The organism is Roseibium sp., assembly GCF_050301095.1.
In the GTDB taxonomy this organism is placed as follows: domain Bacteria; phylum Pseudomonadota; class Alphaproteobacteria; order Rhizobiales; family Stappiaceae; genus Roseibium.
The window spans coordinates 1-15,455 of the sequence record NZ_JBNKYW010000107.1 but is presented as its reverse complement, the minus strand read 5'-3'; the positions used below and the strand labels follow the sequence as shown (position 1 = coordinate 15,455).

At 62.5% G+C, this 15,455-nt stretch carries 12 protein-coding genes; 5 read left to right on the top strand and 7 right to left on the bottom strand.

Annotated features, from left to right (window positions below; all coding sequences use genetic code 11):
* Positions 1 to 5 precede the first annotated feature (5 nt).
* Positions 6 to 488: a DUF4440 domain-containing protein gene (locus ACQY7U_RS09430; RefSeq protein ID WP_428643808.1), complete on the bottom strand. Its 483-nt coding sequence runs from the start codon at positions 486 to 488 to the stop codon at positions 6 to 8.
* Between the two features lie 31 nt (positions 489 to 519).
* The gene (locus ACQY7U_RS09425; RefSeq protein ID WP_428643807.1) at positions 520 to 1,542 is read right to left on the bottom strand and encodes a ligase-associated DNA damage response exonuclease; all 1,023 of its coding nucleotides are present in this window, start codon (positions 1,540 to 1,542) and stop codon (positions 520 to 522) included.
* Positions 1,543 to 1,710: 168 nt separating this feature from the next.
* Between ACQY7U_RS09425 and ACQY7U_RS09420 the strand changes: the two genes are divergently transcribed.
* The 4 genes from ACQY7U_RS09420 to ACQY7U_RS09405 all read left to right on the top strand — a co-directional run bounded on the left by ACQY7U_RS09420 (position 1,711) and on the right by ACQY7U_RS09405 (position 6,354).
* Positions 1,711 to 4,215 carry a ligase-associated DNA damage response DEXH box helicase gene (locus tag ACQY7U_RS09420; RefSeq protein WP_428643805.1) on the top strand — a complete coding sequence of 835 codons (2,505 nt, stop codon included), beginning with the start codon at positions 1,711 to 1,713 and terminating at the stop codon, positions 4,213 to 4,215.
* Positions 4,212 to 4,949, top strand: coding sequence for a ligase-associated DNA damage response endonuclease PdeM (gene pdeM, locus ACQY7U_RS09415; RefSeq protein ID WP_428643803.1), 738 nt, complete (start codon positions 4,212 to 4,214; stop codon positions 4,947 to 4,949). Before ACQY7U_RS09420 ends, pdeM begins: the two co-directional genes overlap by 4 nt.
* 54 nt (positions 4,950 to 5,003) lie before the next feature.
* The gene (locus ACQY7U_RS09410) at positions 5,004 to 5,954 is read left to right on the top strand and encodes an AraC family transcriptional regulator (RefSeq protein WP_428643800.1); all 951 of its coding nucleotides are present in this window, start codon (positions 5,004 to 5,006) and stop codon (positions 5,952 to 5,954) included.
* Positions 5,955 to 6,066: 112 nt separating this feature from the next.
* Complete coding sequence (locus tag ACQY7U_RS09405) at positions 6,067 to 6,354, top strand: putative quinol monooxygenase (protein WP_428643797.1); 288 nt, start codon at positions 6,067 to 6,069, stop codon at positions 6,352 to 6,354.
* Here ACQY7U_RS09405 and ACQY7U_RS09400 read toward each other — a convergent pair.
* The 4 genes from ACQY7U_RS09400 to ACQY7U_RS09385 form a co-directional block, all read right to left on the bottom strand.
* The gene (locus ACQY7U_RS09400) at positions 6,351 to 7,460 is read right to left on the bottom strand and encodes an AI-2E family transporter (protein WP_428643796.1); all 1,110 of its coding nucleotides are present in this window, start codon (positions 7,458 to 7,460) and stop codon (positions 6,351 to 6,353) included. The genes ACQY7U_RS09405 and ACQY7U_RS09400 overlap by 4 nt on opposite strands.
* A 121-nt stretch (positions 7,461 to 7,581) precedes the next feature.
* On the bottom strand, positions 7,582 to 8,361 hold the full coding sequence (locus ACQY7U_RS09395) for a TIGR02186 family protein (RefSeq protein ID WP_428643794.1): 780 nt from the start codon (positions 8,359 to 8,361) through the stop codon (positions 7,582 to 7,584).
* Positions 8,358 to 9,287 carry a sulfite exporter TauE/SafE family protein gene (locus tag ACQY7U_RS09390; RefSeq protein WP_428643793.1) on the bottom strand — a complete coding sequence of 310 codons (930 nt, stop codon included), beginning with the start codon at positions 9,285 to 9,287 and terminating at the stop codon, positions 8,358 to 8,360. Before ACQY7U_RS09390 ends, ACQY7U_RS09395 begins: the two co-directional genes overlap by 4 nt.
* A 146-nt stretch (positions 9,288 to 9,433) precedes the next feature.
* Positions 9,434 to 13,534: a peptidoglycan-binding protein gene (locus ACQY7U_RS09385; RefSeq protein ID WP_428643792.1), complete on the bottom strand. Its 4,101-nt coding sequence runs from the start codon at positions 13,532 to 13,534 to the stop codon at positions 9,434 to 9,436.
* A gap of 425 nt (positions 13,535 to 13,959) precedes the next feature.
* On the opposite strand from ACQY7U_RS09385, the gene ACQY7U_RS09380 reads away from it, so the two are divergent.
* On the top strand, positions 13,960 to 14,424 hold the full coding sequence (locus ACQY7U_RS09380; protein WP_428643790.1) for a MerR family transcriptional regulator: 465 nt from the start codon (positions 13,960 to 13,962) through the stop codon (positions 14,422 to 14,424).
* On the opposite strand, the gene ACQY7U_RS09375 is transcribed toward ACQY7U_RS09380, so the two are convergent.
* Positions 14,421 to 15,362 carry a LysR family transcriptional regulator gene (locus ACQY7U_RS09375; protein WP_428643787.1) on the bottom strand — a complete coding sequence of 314 codons (942 nt, stop codon included), beginning with the start codon at positions 15,360 to 15,362 and terminating at the stop codon, positions 14,421 to 14,423. The two genes, ACQY7U_RS09380 and ACQY7U_RS09375, sit on opposite strands and share 4 nt — an antisense overlap.
* Positions 15,363 to 15,455 lie beyond the last annotated feature (93 nt).

Below are 15,455 nucleotides of genomic sequence, written 5' to 3'. Positions count from 1 at the left end.
TGAAGTCACTCGTTGACCACGCAGGCAATCAGCCATTCGGCACCGTCCTGGATCAGCTGATAGTGGCAGGTAAACTCCAGAACCGCCTCGCCGGTGTCGGTTTCCTGCACCCAGTCGAGCGTGACAAGTGCCGCCGATCCCGAAACGTGACTGGAAACGACCTGGAAGTCGGAATGAGTCACGCCTTCCTTTTCCAGGGCGTTCAAAAGCGCCTCGATGTTTTCGATCAGCTCGTCCTCATCGTTGAAGACATGCCCCTTGTCGTGCTGCCAGATGACGGCAGGCAGGGCGAAGCAATCGCAGATCTGCTCTACATCGTAGTCGTTGAAGCCGGTTTGATAGTCATCGAAGAGCTGGGCGATCGCCTCTTCGGCATCGCCGTTCAGTCCCGATCCGGAACCGTTGTTCCTGTCGTTGCCAGTGCTGGCAATTCCACCGTCGTCCGCCATGGCCGCCTCCTTGAAGACTGTGGACCATCGACCGGTCATTCGGCCTTCCGTCGGACGTCACTCCGGAACGTCAGGCTCCTGTTTCCGGTGCGAGGTCCGCATCCTCGCCATCGTCATAGCCTATCATATTGAGAGGACGGGCCTTTCGTCCATTTAATTCGCACCAGTGGACAAGCGCCTCCTCCGCACCATGGGTCACCCAGATCCGCCCGGCCCCCGTTTCCAGTATCGTGCGGCAGAGATCATCCCAGTCCGCATGGTCGGAGAGGATCAGCGGCAGCTCCGCACCGCGCTGGCGCGCCCGCGCCCGCACGCGCATCCAGCCGGAGGCCATTGCTGTTACAGGATCTCCGAACCGGCGCGCCCAGCGGTCGTTCAACTGTCCCGGCGGGCACATCACGATCTCGCCCTGAAGCTCCTTGCCGCGCTCGCCGACCGTCTTCACTTCCCCCAGATCGACGCCCTGGTTCCGGTAATAGGCAGTCAGCTTCTCCAGTGCGCCATGAAGATAAATGGTCTTGCCGTATCCGGCAGCCCGGAGCTCCGCGATTACCCGCTGCGCTTTTCCGAGAGCATAGGCACCGACCAGATGTGTCTGTTCCGGAAAAAGCTCCAGCGATGTGAGCAGCTTGGCGATCTCCTGCCCCGCCGGCGGATGGCGGAAGACAGGCAGGCCGAAGGTCGCCTCGGTCACGAAGGTATCGCAGGCAACCAGCTCAAACGGCGCGCAGGTCGGATCCGCCTGCCGTTTATAATCACCCGATACCACTGTCCGCCCGCTGTCCGCGGCGACAAGCACTTGCGCAGACCCGAGAACATGACCGGCCGGGTGAAGGGAAATCGCGGCATCGCCGACCTTCACAACCTCGCCATAGGCGGCCGCCTGCGCCGATCCGCAAAACCCGTCGCCGTAACGGATGGCCATGATGTCCAGCGTCTGCCGGGTGGCCAGCACGGCGCCGTGACCCGCGCGCGCGTGGTCGGCGTGGCCATGGGTGATGATGGCTTTATCGACCGGCCGCACCGGGTCGATATGCACATCGGCCCGCGGGCAGAAAAGGCCTTCGGGTGTCAGCGTGAGGAGTTCGGTCATCAGCTCTGGTTAGGGTCTCGCAAAACTCGGACTGGTTGCTTGAACGTGTACTCAAGGAAAGCAGCAAATCCGCCTGTTGCAAACCGTGTTTCACCAACAGGAACACAATGAGAACATTTTAAGTGTCCTCCTCTCGCCTTTTTGCGGGTCCTATCCTAAAAAGGGGCCATGGATGCAGCGCTTTTACCCAATCGGTTTCAAAGCTGGTTCGCCTCACGGGGCTGGACCGCGCGCCCGCATCAGCTGCAGCTCATCGATCATCTCGCGGCCAGCCATTCCACGCTGCTGATCGCTCCGACCGGGGCCGGCAAGACGCTGGCCGGCTTTCTGCCGAGCCTGGTGGAGCTGGAGGCACGGGGCAAACGCAGACCCGGCGCGGCGTTCGAGGGCATTCACACGCTCTACATCTCTCCCCTAAAGGCGCTCGCCGTCGATATCGCCCGAAATCTCGAGGCCCCGGTCTCCGAAATGGGCCTGCCGGTCAGGCTGGAAACCCGTACCGGCGACACGCCCTCCCACAAGCGCCAGCGGCAAAAGCTCAATCCGCCGGACATTCTACTGACGACACCGGAACAGATCGCCTTGCTGCTGTCAGATCCGGCCTCGGCGCGTCTGTTCGCTTCGCTCAAGACCGTCATCCTCGATGAACTGCACGCACTGGTCACCTCCAAACGGGGGGATCTTCTGGCACTCGGCCTGGCACGATTGCGCCGCCTTGCGCCAGACTTGAGAACTGTCGGCCTGTCGGCGACGGTGGCCGAGCCGGATGACCTCAGAGCCTATCTGGTGGACCAGCCCGACCCGGAACGCCGCGCCCTTTCTCATGTCGTCGAGGTCTCGGGCGGGGCGCAACCGGACATTTCCATCCTCGATTCCGAGGAACGCCTGCCCTGGTCCGGTCACTCCTCGCGCTACGCGATCCCCGACATCTACCGGATGATCAAGGACCACAACGTATCCCTGCTCTTCGTGAACACGCGCAGCCAGGCGGAACTGGTGTTTCAGGAACTGTGGCGGATCAACGAGGACACGCTGCCGATCGCGCTGCATCACGGTTCGCTCGATGTCGGCCAGCGCCGCAAGGTTGAAGCGGCCATGGCGTCAGGCGCCTTGCGTGCCGTTGTGGCGACTTCCTCGCTCGACATGGGCATCGACTGGGGCGACATCGATCTGGTGGTCAACATCGGCGCCCCCAAGGGCGCGAGCCGCCTGGCGCAGCGGATCGGACGCGCCAATCACCGCATGGACGAACCCTCCAAGGCCATTCTCATCCCCTCCAACCGGTTCGAAGTGCTGGAATGCCAGGCGGCGCTTGCCGCTTCCCGGCGCGGCGACCAGGACACGCCGCCCTTGCGCAAGGGCGCGCTCGACGTGCTTGCCCAGCATATCCTTGGGCTCGCCTGCGCCGATCCGCTGGATGCGCTCGCCACCTTCGACGAGATCCGCTCCACCGAGACCTATCGTCATCTCGACTGGGAGACCTTTGAGCGTGTGCTCGATTTTGTCGCCACAGGTGGCTATGCGCTGAAGAGCTATGAACAATACGCCAAACTGCGCAAGGCCAAGGACGGGCTCTGGCGCATTTCGCACCCGAAGATCGCCCAGCAATACCGGCTGAATGTCGGCACCATCGTCGAGGCGCCCAAATTGAAGGTGCGGCTGGTTCGCTCCAAAGCCGACGGCCGGCGCACGCCGGTCGGGCGCGGTGGCCGCATGCTGGGCGAGATCGAGGAGTATTTCATCGACCAGATGACGCCCGGCGACACCTTCCTCTTCGGCGGTGAGGTGGTGCGCTTCGAGGGCCTTCGGGAAAACGAGGCATATGTCTCAAGGGCCAAGAGCGACAACCCGATGATCCCTGCCTATATGGGCGGCAAGTTCCCGCTGTCCACCTATCTCGCCGAGGGCGTCCGCTCGACGCTTGCGAACCGGTCGTCCTGGAAGGATCTGCCCGTGCAGGTGCGCGACTGGCTGGAACTTCAAAGGGACAAGTCCGTGCTGCCGGCAAAGGACGGTCTTCTGGTCGAGACCTTTCCCCGCGCAGGCAAGCACTACATGGTCTGCTATCCCTTCGAGGGACGCCTCGCCCACCAGACACTCGGCATGCTTCTGACGAAGCGGCTGGAGCGCATGGGGGCGCAACCGATGGGATTTGTCGCCAATGATTATGCTCTTTCGGTCTGGGGGCTCCGTGACCTGTCGATGCTCTTCTCCTCCGGCCGTATCCCGCTGGACCAGCTCTTCGAGGAGGACATCCTCGGCGACGACCTCGACGCCTGGCTGGCCGAATCCAGCCTGATGAAGCGAACCTTCCGGAACTGTGCTGTCATCGCCGGGCTGATCGAGCGCCGCCATCCGGGACAGGAAAAATCCGGACGTCAGATTACCGTCTCGACCGACCTGATCTATGACGTCCTGCGCTCCCACGAACCGGACCACATTCTTCTGAAAGCCACCTGGAACGATGCCGCGGAAGGACTTCTGGATATCTCGCGATTAGGGGAACTTCTGACGCGAATCCGGGGACGAATCACGCATAGTGAGCTTCCGCACGTTTCTCCCCTCGCCGTTCCGATCCTCCTGGAAATCGGAAAAGAACCGGTTTACGGAGAGGCCATGGATTCGATCCTGGCCGTGGCGGCCCAAGAGCTGGTTCTGGAGGCAATGGAATGAATGCACTCACGTCACATTTGCGCAAATATACCGCTGCGCCGGTGTGTCATGACATTCAGGTCAACGGCCAGCTTGTCGGTCTGCACGACAGCGGCGTGCTCTGGTGGCCGGACGAGGCTACCCTCATCGTCGCCGATCTCCATCTGGAAAAGGGCTCCAGCTATGCCCGGCGCGGCGTACTGCTGCCGCCCTACGACACCGGCGCGACACTGGAAAAACTTGCCGGCGTGATGGACGCCTTCGACCCGGCGCGGGTCATCTGCCTTGGCGACAGTTTTCACGACACCAACGGGTCCGACCGGCTGCCCGCACACTACCGTGCCATGCTGACCACTCTGCAACTCGGCCGGGAGTGGATCTGGGTGACCGGCAACCACGATCCAATCGCCCCGGTCCGGCTGTGCGGCGAGACCGTCGACGAAGTGTCCATCGGCCCGCTCACCTTCCGCCACGAACCGGTGGAGAAAATCGGCGCCGAGGACGCCGCGGGCGAAATCTGCGGCCACCTGCATCCGGCTGCGCGCGTGCGCCGCTTCGGCCGCTCGATCCGCCGGTCCTGTTTTGCCACCGACGGCACCCGCCTCGTCCTGCCGGCCTTCGGCGCCCTGACCGGCGGGTTGAACGTCACCGACGAGGCCTACGGCCTGATCTTCCGCCGCCGCCAGTTCTCCGTCTTCCTGCTCGGCAACGACCGCCTGTTCCCCTTCACGGCCAGCCGGCTGGTCGGGGACTGAGGCCCCAGGGGTGGCATGCTTGTGAAAGCAGCCGCAGTTGGCTAAGCCTGAAAGATGCCGACAGTCCCGATCCCCGCCCAGCGAGAAGCCCCCGCCTCTGAAAGAGAGCCGCATATCGGCGCATTGGCCGACGCCCTGAAGGAATTTGCGCCGGCTAACGGTGTCACCCCCTCTCCGATCGGCTCGGTCTGGGCCCTGCGTGTATCCAATTGCCTTCCTTATCATCGTGGCCGCAATAGGGGGCTGTCGGTGACCGTCGCAGTCACTGGCCGAAAGATCGTCACGCTTGGCGACCGGCAGATCCTCAACGACCGGGGTCATGTCATCGCCATACATGGCGATACCGCCTACCAGGCGGCCGTCCAGGCCAGTCCCGCAGAGCCATACCTGGCCCTGAAGTTGCAGCTACCGCTGGAACTGATTGCTCAAACTCTTGTCAGGTTTGCGGAAACCGGTATCCAACCGCCAGCTACAGGCAGCTCCACGGTTCTCTCCTGCGAACCGCTGGAGAAAACCCTTGCGGCTCCACTGCTGCGCCTTCTGGAGTGTTTTCGCGATCCGGCCGACTGCCACATGCTGGCCCCGCTCCATCTGCAGGAGATCAGTTACCGCCTCCTCCGTTCGGAAGCGTTTGGTGTCCTGAAATCGCTGGTGACTGGCGCGGAAACCCGACTTGTCGGGGCGCTTCGGTATATTGAGGCCGAGGCGCACCGGTCTGATCTCACCGTGTCGGAAATCGCCTCGGAAGTAGCCATGAGCCCGTCAAACTTCGCCCATCGCTTCACGACGCTTTTCGGCCAATCACCCATGCAGTACCGGAAACACGTGCGCCTCGACCTTGCCCGGCAGCAATTGCTGTCCACCGGCTGGAGCGTCGCCGCCGTGGCGCAGGCGGCCGGTTATGCCAGCACGTCGCACTTCACCCGTGACTTCAAAACCGCCTTCGGCCTGGCCCCGCGCCGCTATGCCGAGGCCATGCGGACTGCCGGGTTTGCCGCCAGCTGACGCACCTTCGCAGGATCGGGCAGGTCTTTGACAGAATTGGATCTGTCACGCTGCAGTAGGCACGCTTATTCCTTCACGCATACCGAAGACAAACTCGTGGAAGGATTAGCACATGGCCGTGAAAGTCGTCGTTCAATTCAAGGTTCGCGAAGACAGCCAAGCCGCATTCGAGAGCATCATGCGATCCGTTGCAACCGACCTGCCCGCCGTTGCCGGATGCACCAACGTCGAAGTGCTTCAGCAGAGCGACGACGCCGGCCGCTTTGTTTTGGTGGAGACCTGGGACAGTCGTGAAGTCCACCAGTCCCATGTCAACGGTCTGGTCGCCGACGGCACCTGGGCCTCGCTTGCCACTCATCTTGCCGAGGACCCGGTCACCGGATATTTCCGGAGTATCTAACCGGGTCCCCCCTCCTCCCGCACCTTCACCCAGGCGATCACCAGCTCATAAAATACCGCCAGGATGACCGGCCCGAGAAACAGGCCGATCATGCCGTAGGCGATGGTGCCGCCAAGGACACCGATCAGGATGACAAGCATCGGCACGTCGAGTCCTCGCGACATCAAGATGGGCTTCAGCACGTTGTCGATCAGCATCACCGGCACCATCAGCACGGTGAAAAGAAGCGCGGGCATCACGTCCCAGGAGCTCCAGGCCCAGATGATCGTGGGCACGATCACCAGCGCCGGTCCGATCTGGATGATGCACAGGAACAGGGCGACAAAGGTGAGAACGCCTGCAAGCGGCACGGAGAAGGCAATCAGTACGACGCCGGTAAGCAGCCCCTGGATGACGGCAACGCCGATCACGCCGCGCGAGACACCGCGGATGGTGGCGCCGGCCAGGTCAACGAACTCGGCGCCGCGCGGGGCGATGATGCGGTCGGCGAAACGTTTCGCGCCCATGGCCAGTTTCGGCCCGGGCACAAACAGGAACCCGGACAGGATGATAGAGACAACGAAGAACAGCACGCTGCCGCTCAACGAGGCAAGCGTGGCGAGAATGCGTCCGCCAGCCGGAACCAGCATTGGCGCGATCTTTGTAAAGACCAGCTCCAGACTGCTACTTGTCAGATGCCAGAGATCGGAAATCTTGTCGCCAACCACGGGCAGGGAGGCGAGTTTCGGGGGCAGCTCGGGCAACTTGAGCGCGCCATCTGCAAGGCCGTGGTACCAGCCGGTCAGCGTTTCAACGAGGCTGACGACCAGAACCGCGACGGGCCCGATGACGATTGCAAGGCACACAAGGGTCACCAGAACCGCCGACAGGGTCTTGCGTCCGCCGAGCCTGGCGGCAAGCCAGCAATAGACCGGATAGAGCGCCGCGGTCAGCACCACCGCCCACAGCAGGAACAGGACAAACGGCGCGATCAGTTGCAGTGAGAAATAGGCGAAGATCCCGAGCACTCCGAGCCGGATGGCGATGTCGATCACCCTGGCGTCGAGCGTGGTATCCGCTCGGGCCGGCTTGCTTTCCGAAGATGCTGAAGAAGACTGATCGCTCATGCTGCCCCGCCGCTGCTTTCAAGAATTGCACCTGAACCGAGAGTAGCGGCGGCGGCGGAGAGTTCCAGCGGAAAGTGTGCCCCGTGCCGTGCGGGCAAGAGGGCGGCGGCGTGCGCTTGCTTCAATCACGCCTGAAGATCACACCGGCCAGCCAGCCGGTGAAGATGGCAAGCGACACGGCAAGCAGGCCGTAGAACAGCGGATAGTTCTGGGCCAATTGAAAAGTGAATTGCTCGAAACCGATCTTGGCGACCGCAAGCGTGGCTTCTGTCCGGGCGATGACCTCTCCATGATGGAAGAGGAAGCTCTTCACCTTGTAGTCCCCGACCGGGATGTTGGCGGGCAGCGGGATCTTGGTCCGGAACATGGTTTCGGTCAGAAACTCGATCGACGTCTGCTGTTCCGAATAGAGCCCCATTTCCTCGCGCAGCCGGACGAATGCCTTGCGGAAATCGTCCCGGTCTGAAAGGGCAACGTTGGACACGCCCGAGACCGCCAGATTGAGGTGATTGAGGCCGATACCCAGTTCGTCGAGAAGCGCCCGGTCGGCCATGCTGCCGATATTGACGGTGCTGGCCACCGCATAAAAGGACGGCACATTCTGAAAACGTTCGGCCTCCCTGTTCACCCAGACACCGAGAAACCGCCCCTTGCGCCGCGTGGTGATGTCCTGCGGCGGCCCTTCCACGACAATGGCGAGTTCATAGCTGCCCTGATCGTCCGGCTGGCGTTCGATATCGCTGGCCTGCCCGAAAATCACGATCTCCGTGCCGGTGAAATTCGACTGGATCGAAATCATGTCCGACGACAGTGCCGTTACGAGATCGCTGCTGTCCTGCGCCCGAACCGCGCTGCCGGCGGCGAGCATGAGGAGGCAGGCAAGGGCGGCCCGGAGCGTCATGAACCGGCCCCCTTGCGGATGGCGATGGAATAGAGGTCGTCCGGCACCAGCAGCAGGTCGACCGCGAAGCGCATACCGACGGCCAGCACAAGCAAAGCCAGGAGCAGGCGCAGCTGGTCGCCGCGCAGGTTCTGGCCCATGCGTGCACCGAACTGGGCGCCGATCACCCCGCCGATCATCAGCGTCATGGCGAGCACTATATCGACGGTTTTCGTACCCATGGAATGAAACACGGTTGCCGCGGCCATGGTGAAGAGAATCTGGAAAAGCGACGTACCGATGACGATGCCTGTCGGCACCCTGAGCAGATAGATCAGCGCCGGGACCATCATGAAGCCGCCGCCAATACCGAGGACCGTCCCGAGAAAGCCGATGATGGCGCCAAGTCCCACCACGGGAATGACGCTGACATAGAGCTTGGAGCGGCGGAAGCGGATCTTCAGCGGCAGGCCATGGATCCAGTTGTGCTGCCCCGGTTTGCGGGCTTGCGGCGCTGCACCCGCTTTCCGTCGCCGGATCGCTCTGACCGATTCAAACAGCATCAGGCCGCCGATCGTTCCGAGGAAGGTGACGTAGGAAAGAGAGATGACCACATCGAGTTGGCCGAGGGACTGAAGCACCTGGAACAGGACGACGCCGATCAGGGAACCAAGAACACCGCCCATAAGAAGGACGACGGCCAATTTGAGGTCGATCGCCTTCCGCCGCCAGTAGGTGACCACGGCCGAAGCCGAGGAAGCGACCACCTGGGTGGTGACGGTAGCCACGGAAACAGCAGGGGGAATGCCTGAGAAGATCAGCAAGGGTGTCAGAAGAAATCCGCCGCCGATCCCGAAGAGCCCGGAAAGGAACCCCACAGCTCCGCCCATGCCCAGAAGCACAAAGATGTTCACCGGGAGTTCGGCTATGGGCAGGTATAATTGCACAGGATCACGCCGGAACAGACAGCAGGTAAGACTGCGAAAAGACTACATTAAAATTGTTAAAGACCCGTGCCCGCTGGGTGTCAACCAGCGGGCGGGTCAGTTTGGTTCGGTTCGGCGGTTTTATGACGGGATAAGGCGCTTTTCGGTCAGATCGCCTGGCTGTTGAGCTCGTCGATCAGGCGCTTGTCGACTTCCCCGGTTTCCGGCAGCCCAAGGCTGCGCTGGAACGCACGGATGGCACTGCGGGTACGCGGTCCCATCTGACCGTCCGGGGTTCCGGTGTCGAAGCCGAGATAATTCAGCTTGTCCTGGGCCTCGCGGATCATGTCGGTGTTCTCCATGATCTTGACCGCTGCCTTTTCCGCAGGCAGGGAGGCGCTGTCCGACCAGCCCGGCTCCAGCGACACCTTGTTGGCGGCGGCATCCGGCGTCTTCAACTTGAAGGTTTCCACCGCAAGACGTGCGTTGGCGAGCATTGCCTGATCCATCATGTTGGCAACGTCGTCCCGCCGTTTGGCCGCTTCCGGGTCCCCCTGGTCGGCGGCAATCGCGAACCACTTGTAGCTGGCCACAAGGTCCTTATCGACACCGATACCTCCGGCGTAGAGAATGCCGAGATTGAACAGGCTGTCCTTCACGCCGAAGTTTGCGGCCTGTTCAAACCATTTTGCAGCCGCCGCGTAATCGGGCTGTTCGCCGCCACCCTCGGCATAGAGCACGGCCAGATTGTGCATGGCCTTGGCATTGCCGGCCTGGGCAGCCTTCGTATACCAGGCCTTGGCCTTGGAGATGTCCTTTTCGACACCCCTGCCCTTTTCATAAAGGCTCGCGAGACGGTACTGCGCCGGGCCCAGTCCCTTCTCGGCCGCTTTATGATACCAGACGGCAGCCTTGGCGAGATCAGCGGGAACCCCCTTGCCTTCCGTGTATTTCACACCGACCAGGAATTCCGCTGCCGGATTGCCGCCTGCTGCGGCAGACCTCAGAGCCATCGGGCCGATGCCTTCAGGCGGAAGATTGGCAATGATGTCGGAGGGAGCTGTCCCTGCACCGGCGTCGGTGCCGGACGGGGTAAGACCTGGTGCGACACCGGCAGGCTTTGTGCCGAACCCGTTGGCGACACCGGCCGGCGGTGCGAAGGCCAGTTCCGTATCCGGTGCCAGCGAACCGGAAGCCGAAGCTTCCTGGACTGCTTTACCAGCCCCCACGGGCTCCACGCGCTGCTCGGCGACCTGAGGAGCTGGCATTACCGTTTCGGCTGCCGGTTCGGCCTTGTTCGAAGCGGCAGGCGATACCGGCGGAGCGGTCTCCTCCGACTGTCCAGATGGCTGGGTTTCCGCGGCGGCGACCTGCATTTCCGCCGATACTGCGGCCTTGCCGGCCTCGGCATCCTTCGATCCGGGCACCGCTTCGGCGGTTTTCACCGCTTGTTGCGGCAGGGACACGAGATTTTCAGCGTCCTGCGAGGGACCTGATGCCATCCGGTAGACCTGCAGCGTTCCGATCGCCAGAACCACGGCGGCCGCTGCGTAAAGAATGGCACGTTTGCGCCCGCCCGATGCGGGCGCGGTTTCCGGAGCCGGGCGGTCTCCAGGCAGAACCTTTGCATCCTCGGCTTCAAAAATTTTGTCGGCAATGTCCTCTGTGCCGAGTTCCAGGGTGTCTTCCGTCTCACCCGTTTCCAGGACGTCCTCGGTCTCGGCGGACTTGTCCCGCTTCAGAACATTGCGCAGCCAGCCCACGCGTGCCTTGCCGCGTTCCGCATTCGCACGGCCCGACTTTTCGTTCTTTTCCTGCTCCGCCGCTTCGGCGGCGGCGGCTTGCGCTGCCCGGCGCGCGGCGGCAATGAAGTCTGCCTTCCGGTCCCGCGCCCGGTCCTCCGGCCGCTGCGGTTCGGCCGCCGGTTCCGCAGGCCTGGAAGGCTCTAGCGGTGCCTCGGCAACCTCTGGCCGGGAGAGGTACGGAGAGCTTTCCGTGGCCCGGACCGGGGAATAGGGTTCCACCACAGGCCCCGGAGCTGGCGCCGGTTCGGATGCAGCTGACAGGATGGGAGACGCCGCGTCGACTGGTCTTGCCCCAAGCTTTTCCGACTTTTCCAGGTTGTCCAGGCGCTCCGTCAGGTTCCCCAGAACGGATTTCACGCCGTCAAACGTGTTGCGGGTCCGTTCCTCGCTGCCTTCGGCTGTATCCAGCAAACGTTTCAGGTCGCCCTGAAGGGCGGTAATCGCCTCGTCATACTGGCTTCCGCCCGCCGCCGGAGTTTTTGCAACGACTTCCTGAGCTGCCTTTTTTGCGATTCCGGAAACGTCCGCCCTGGTCTGTAGCAGGTTCTGTTCGATCCGCCTCAGAACCGGCGTGATCTGCTCCACGCTGAGCGCTTTCGACGATGTGGCCTCGATCTGCTCGGCAAGGGCCGCGACCTTCTCGCCAAGCTGCTCGAAGCGGCTGTCGTCGGTGACTTCCGCGCCCTTGGAAACGATCCGGGCAAGATCCTCGATCCGCTGTTCCAGAACTTCCGTCGACCCGGGCGAACCCACGCTCGCGCGCATCGAGCCGATTTCCTCGCGCAGCTTGTCGAGATCCGCCGTTGTGACGCTGTCCCTGGGTTGCTCCAGACGGGTCGTCAGGTCGTTCAGCCGCTCCTGCAACTGAGCCAGGAACTTGGTGTCCGCACCGGCACCGGCCCGCGTGTTTGCGGCGTCCAGGATGGGCACCGGACGGGAGGCTTTCTTTTCGATTGCATCGATCTTGCCGGAGATTTTTTCCAGCCGGGTTTCCAGCGCCGCGAAGGCGCCCGCATCCGCGGCCGGCAAGGGGCCGGTCTGTTCCATGCGCTCCAGACGGTCGACAATATCATCCAGACGGCGATCGACCTGAGACAGGTGCGCGTTGTCCTGCGGCGCGGCCCGGTCGTCGGCCATCATGCCGACGATATCCTCAAGCCTGCCCTGCAACCGGCTGATCGTCTCCGGCTCGGGCATGCGCTCTTCCATGGCCGACAGGCGGCTGTCGAGGCCGCGCTGCTCGCGCGCCAGCACTTCCAGGTCGTCCAGGCGGCTGGAGACGAATTTCATCCGGTCGTCGATCCCTTCGACCAGCCCCTTGATGTCGATCTGCTCGACAAAGCCGCGCACTTCCCGCAGTTCCGCCCGAAGCGGCTCGATTTCAGCGTGCCCCTTGCGCTCCAGCAGTTCTTCCATGCGCTCGGCAATGGTCACGACGCGGTCTTCCAGCACCATCATGTGCTCGGACCGCGGCAGGGCCGCGAAAGCGTCCTCGATTTCGTTGAGCCGAGCGGTCACACCGCGCAGGACGCGCGGGTCGACCGAGGCACGGGACAATTCGTCCAGCCGCTGGAGAATATGGGAGTAGCCGTGTTCGAGGGTCTGCAGCGCGCCTTCCACATTGGTGCGCCCCACCATTGCCTTCAGATCGGCCACTTCCCTGCGGATTTCCTTGGCGAACTGATCGTTCTTCTTGTCGACCCGCAGACGCTCCACCATATCGGCGAGGCGGCGAAGCTCGGCGTTCTGCCGGCTGACGGTCTCATTGGTGCCCCGGGAGATCCCGCCAAGTGCCTCACGCAGGGAACCGAGTTCCTCACGCACCTGGTTGAGGGCCTTTTCCTGCGGAGCCCTCAGGGCGTCAATGCGCCGGCCTAGATCCTTGTAGACATGCATGGACGCGTCGCGGCGTGCACGGGCGCCACGCTGACGCTGCGGCGGATAGTCATCATATTCGCCATAGCCGTAACCGTCGTCGCCTTCGCCGTCGAAGTAGTCGTGGTCCAGCGGATCGTGTGTCTCGTCCTGCAGGGCGTCGATGGCATAGCGGCCGGGGCGGCGCCTGGACGGCGCGGCGGCGGCGTACTCGTCGTCTTCGCGCCCGGACAGTCCCTGCACCTGCTGGTCAAGGCGGTCCAGAGCTCCCAGAACGTCCTCCATCGTGCTCCCGCCTGACGGTGCACGGCGCTGCCGGACGGGACGGCGCCCCCGCGAAGCACGTACCGGTTCCGCCTCGCCGTTGTCCGTCAGGAGCCTGTCCAGTTCGTCCGCGACAGCGTCCAGATCCTCATCCCGGTCTTCGGCATAGCGGGCGGCGGAGCCCCCGCCGAGCGCAGTCGCGGTGCGTGTCAGCCGCTCGATACGATTGCGCGCCGGTTCCTGGCGTGGGGCATCGTAATAATCGGCGCCTTCAAACGCATCCCGATCGCGGCGTCCTGCCTCGTGTTTCTTCCAAGCCGGCATATCTTGACCCTGGGCTTACGGCCGTGAAGGACCGCTGTGGTGCAGGCTGCACTCACTTTCCGGCAAAAGCGGGAAATGGCGCAGCGTTTTGATAGACTTTCGAGGTTTAGGGTAAACAGGCCGTTAATTGGCCTTGCCAAATGCAAAATATGGCTGAATTCGAAAGGGAATCAGCCGTTTGCGCTGTGCGCATCGCGCGAATCGCTTTTCACGTGTTTACGAAGTTTTAAGTCGGCACCTTACGTGACTGGACCTTAACGCAAACGTAAGCTAAAAGAGCCTCACGAAACCGCCCGGTAACTGTGCCCGGGATTGCACCGGAAGCGTTTACGCGCACGTCGTCCGCTTCGGCGCCGGTTTCGGAAGAACCTTAAAGACTTCAACAATGAGCCGAAAAACGGCTGATAAAGACGAGTACGACTGCAATGAGCGAAGCGCTTTCGATCCTCAATGAGGACGACCTGGTGGATGTTGTTTCTGCAAATGACGACGGCACCAAGAAAACCCAGTTCTCGATCGGCGACCTGGCCAAGGAATTCAACTGCACGCTACGGACGCTGCGGTTCTATGAAGACAAGGGTCTGCTGAACCCGAAACGCGACGGTCTCAACCGGATCTACAACCGCCGGGATCGGGCCCGTCTCAAGCTGGTTCTGATGGGCAAACGCGTCGGCTTTTCGCTTTCCGAAATCCGCGACATGCTCGACCTTTACGACCTGCGCGACGGTCAGGTGACCCAGCTGCGCGTCGCGCTGTCGAAATTCAACGAACAGATTGCCGTGCTGGAAGACCAGCGCAAGGATATCGAGCAGGCGATCGAGGAACTTTCCCGCACGGTCCAGATCGTTTCCGGCATGCTGAAGCACAAGGAAGCAGAGGAAGGCAACTAAGCCCTCCCCCCGGGGCCTTTCGGCCCGACTGACGAACCGACATCGCTGCCGGCGGGAAGTATCTCCTGAAGCGCCTCCAACAGGATGGAGGCCAGGTATTCTCCCGTTCGGCCGATGTTTTCACTGCCGCGCAGCAACTGCAATCCTATTCCCGGAAGCACGGGCAATCCGTGCGCCTCGGCCTCCAGAACCTTCACCCCCGCCGGAAGACCTATGGGTGTACGCACGGTTATCCCGAGACCCGCGGAGACCGCGGCCCCCAGGCCTGCCAATCCGGGGCTCGCAAAGGAAAGGCGCCAGGAGCGTCCCTGCCGGTCAAGACTGTCGCAGGCGATGGTTCTGAAAAGGCACGGGGCCTCGAGAGCCGCGAGTGCCACCGTATCCCCGCTCCCCGCCACGGCCGCAAACGTTTCCCCGTTATCAGCGCCAAGCCAGCACATCGGCACATCCGCGACATGACGCGCAAAGGGAAGGATCTCATCTCCGGCCCAGGCGATTGCCAGATCAAGTTCGCCTGACGAAATCTTCGAGATCAATTCACTGTTGCGGCCGATGCGACCCTCGATCTGAACTTTCGGATGCGACCGAGCAAACCTGCCGAGAACCCGAGGCAGCAGCGCCGCGCCGAAATCCTCCTGCAGCCCGAGCCGCACCCAGCCATGAAGGTCCGCACCGCGCAGGGCCTCCACCGCCTCGTCGTTGAGCGCCAGAATCCGCCGGGCATAAGACAACAGAAGTTCACCGTTCGGTGTTGGAACAAGTCCCCGCCCCACCTTTTCGACAAGCCGCGCCCCTGCCTGGTCCTCCAGCTTTTTCAGCTGCGCACTCACCGCCGACGTAGACCGCCCCAGCCGGGCCGCGGCGCGCGTGAATGACCCGAGGTCGATCCCTGTCGCAAAGGTGCGCAGGGCATCCATGTCGAAATTTGTCAGCCGCATATAATCTTCCTGAATTTACGGACTTAATGTCAAATATTTCCTGATTTTCAGAACTATCCTTGCCGGATAGCGTGACGCCGTCAATCGACTCCG

Coding starts and splice junctions, on each gene's coding strand:
- ACQY7U_RS09430 (WP_428643808.1), bottom strand. CDS start 488: ATGACCGGTCGATGGTCCACAGTCTTCAAGGAGGCGGCCATGGCGGAC.
- ACQY7U_RS09425 (WP_428643807.1), bottom strand. CDS start 1,542: ATGACCGAACTCCTCACGCTGACACCCGAAGGCCTTTTCTGCCCGCGG.
- ACQY7U_RS09420 (WP_428643805.1), top strand. CDS start 1,711: ATGGATGCAGCGCTTTTACCCAATCGGTTTCAAAGCTGGTTCGCCTCA.
- pdeM (WP_428643803.1), top strand. CDS start 4,212: ATGAATGCACTCACGTCACATTTGCGCAAATATACCGCTGCGCCGGTG.
- ACQY7U_RS09410 (WP_428643800.1), top strand. CDS start 5,004: ATGCCGACAGTCCCGATCCCCGCCCAGCGAGAAGCCCCCGCCTCTGAA.
- ACQY7U_RS09405 (WP_428643797.1), top strand. CDS start 6,067: ATGGCCGTGAAAGTCGTCGTTCAATTCAAGGTTCGCGAAGACAGCCAA.
- ACQY7U_RS09400 (WP_428643796.1), bottom strand. CDS start 7,460: ATGAGCGATCAGTCTTCTTCAGCATCTTCGGAAAGCAAGCCGGCCCGA.
- ACQY7U_RS09395 (WP_428643794.1), bottom strand. CDS start 8,361: ATGACGCTCCGGGCCGCCCTTGCCTGCCTCCTCATGCTCGCCGCCGGC.
- ACQY7U_RS09385 (WP_428643792.1), bottom strand. CDS start 13,534: ATGCCGGCTTGGAAGAAACACGAGGCAGGACGCCGCGATCGGGATGCG.
- ACQY7U_RS09380 (WP_428643790.1), top strand. CDS start 13,960: ATGAGCGAAGCGCTTTCGATCCTCAATGAGGACGACCTGGTGGATGTT.
- ACQY7U_RS09375 (WP_428643787.1), bottom strand. CDS start 15,362: ATGCGGCTGACAAATTTCGACATGGATGCCCTGCGCACCTTTGCGACA.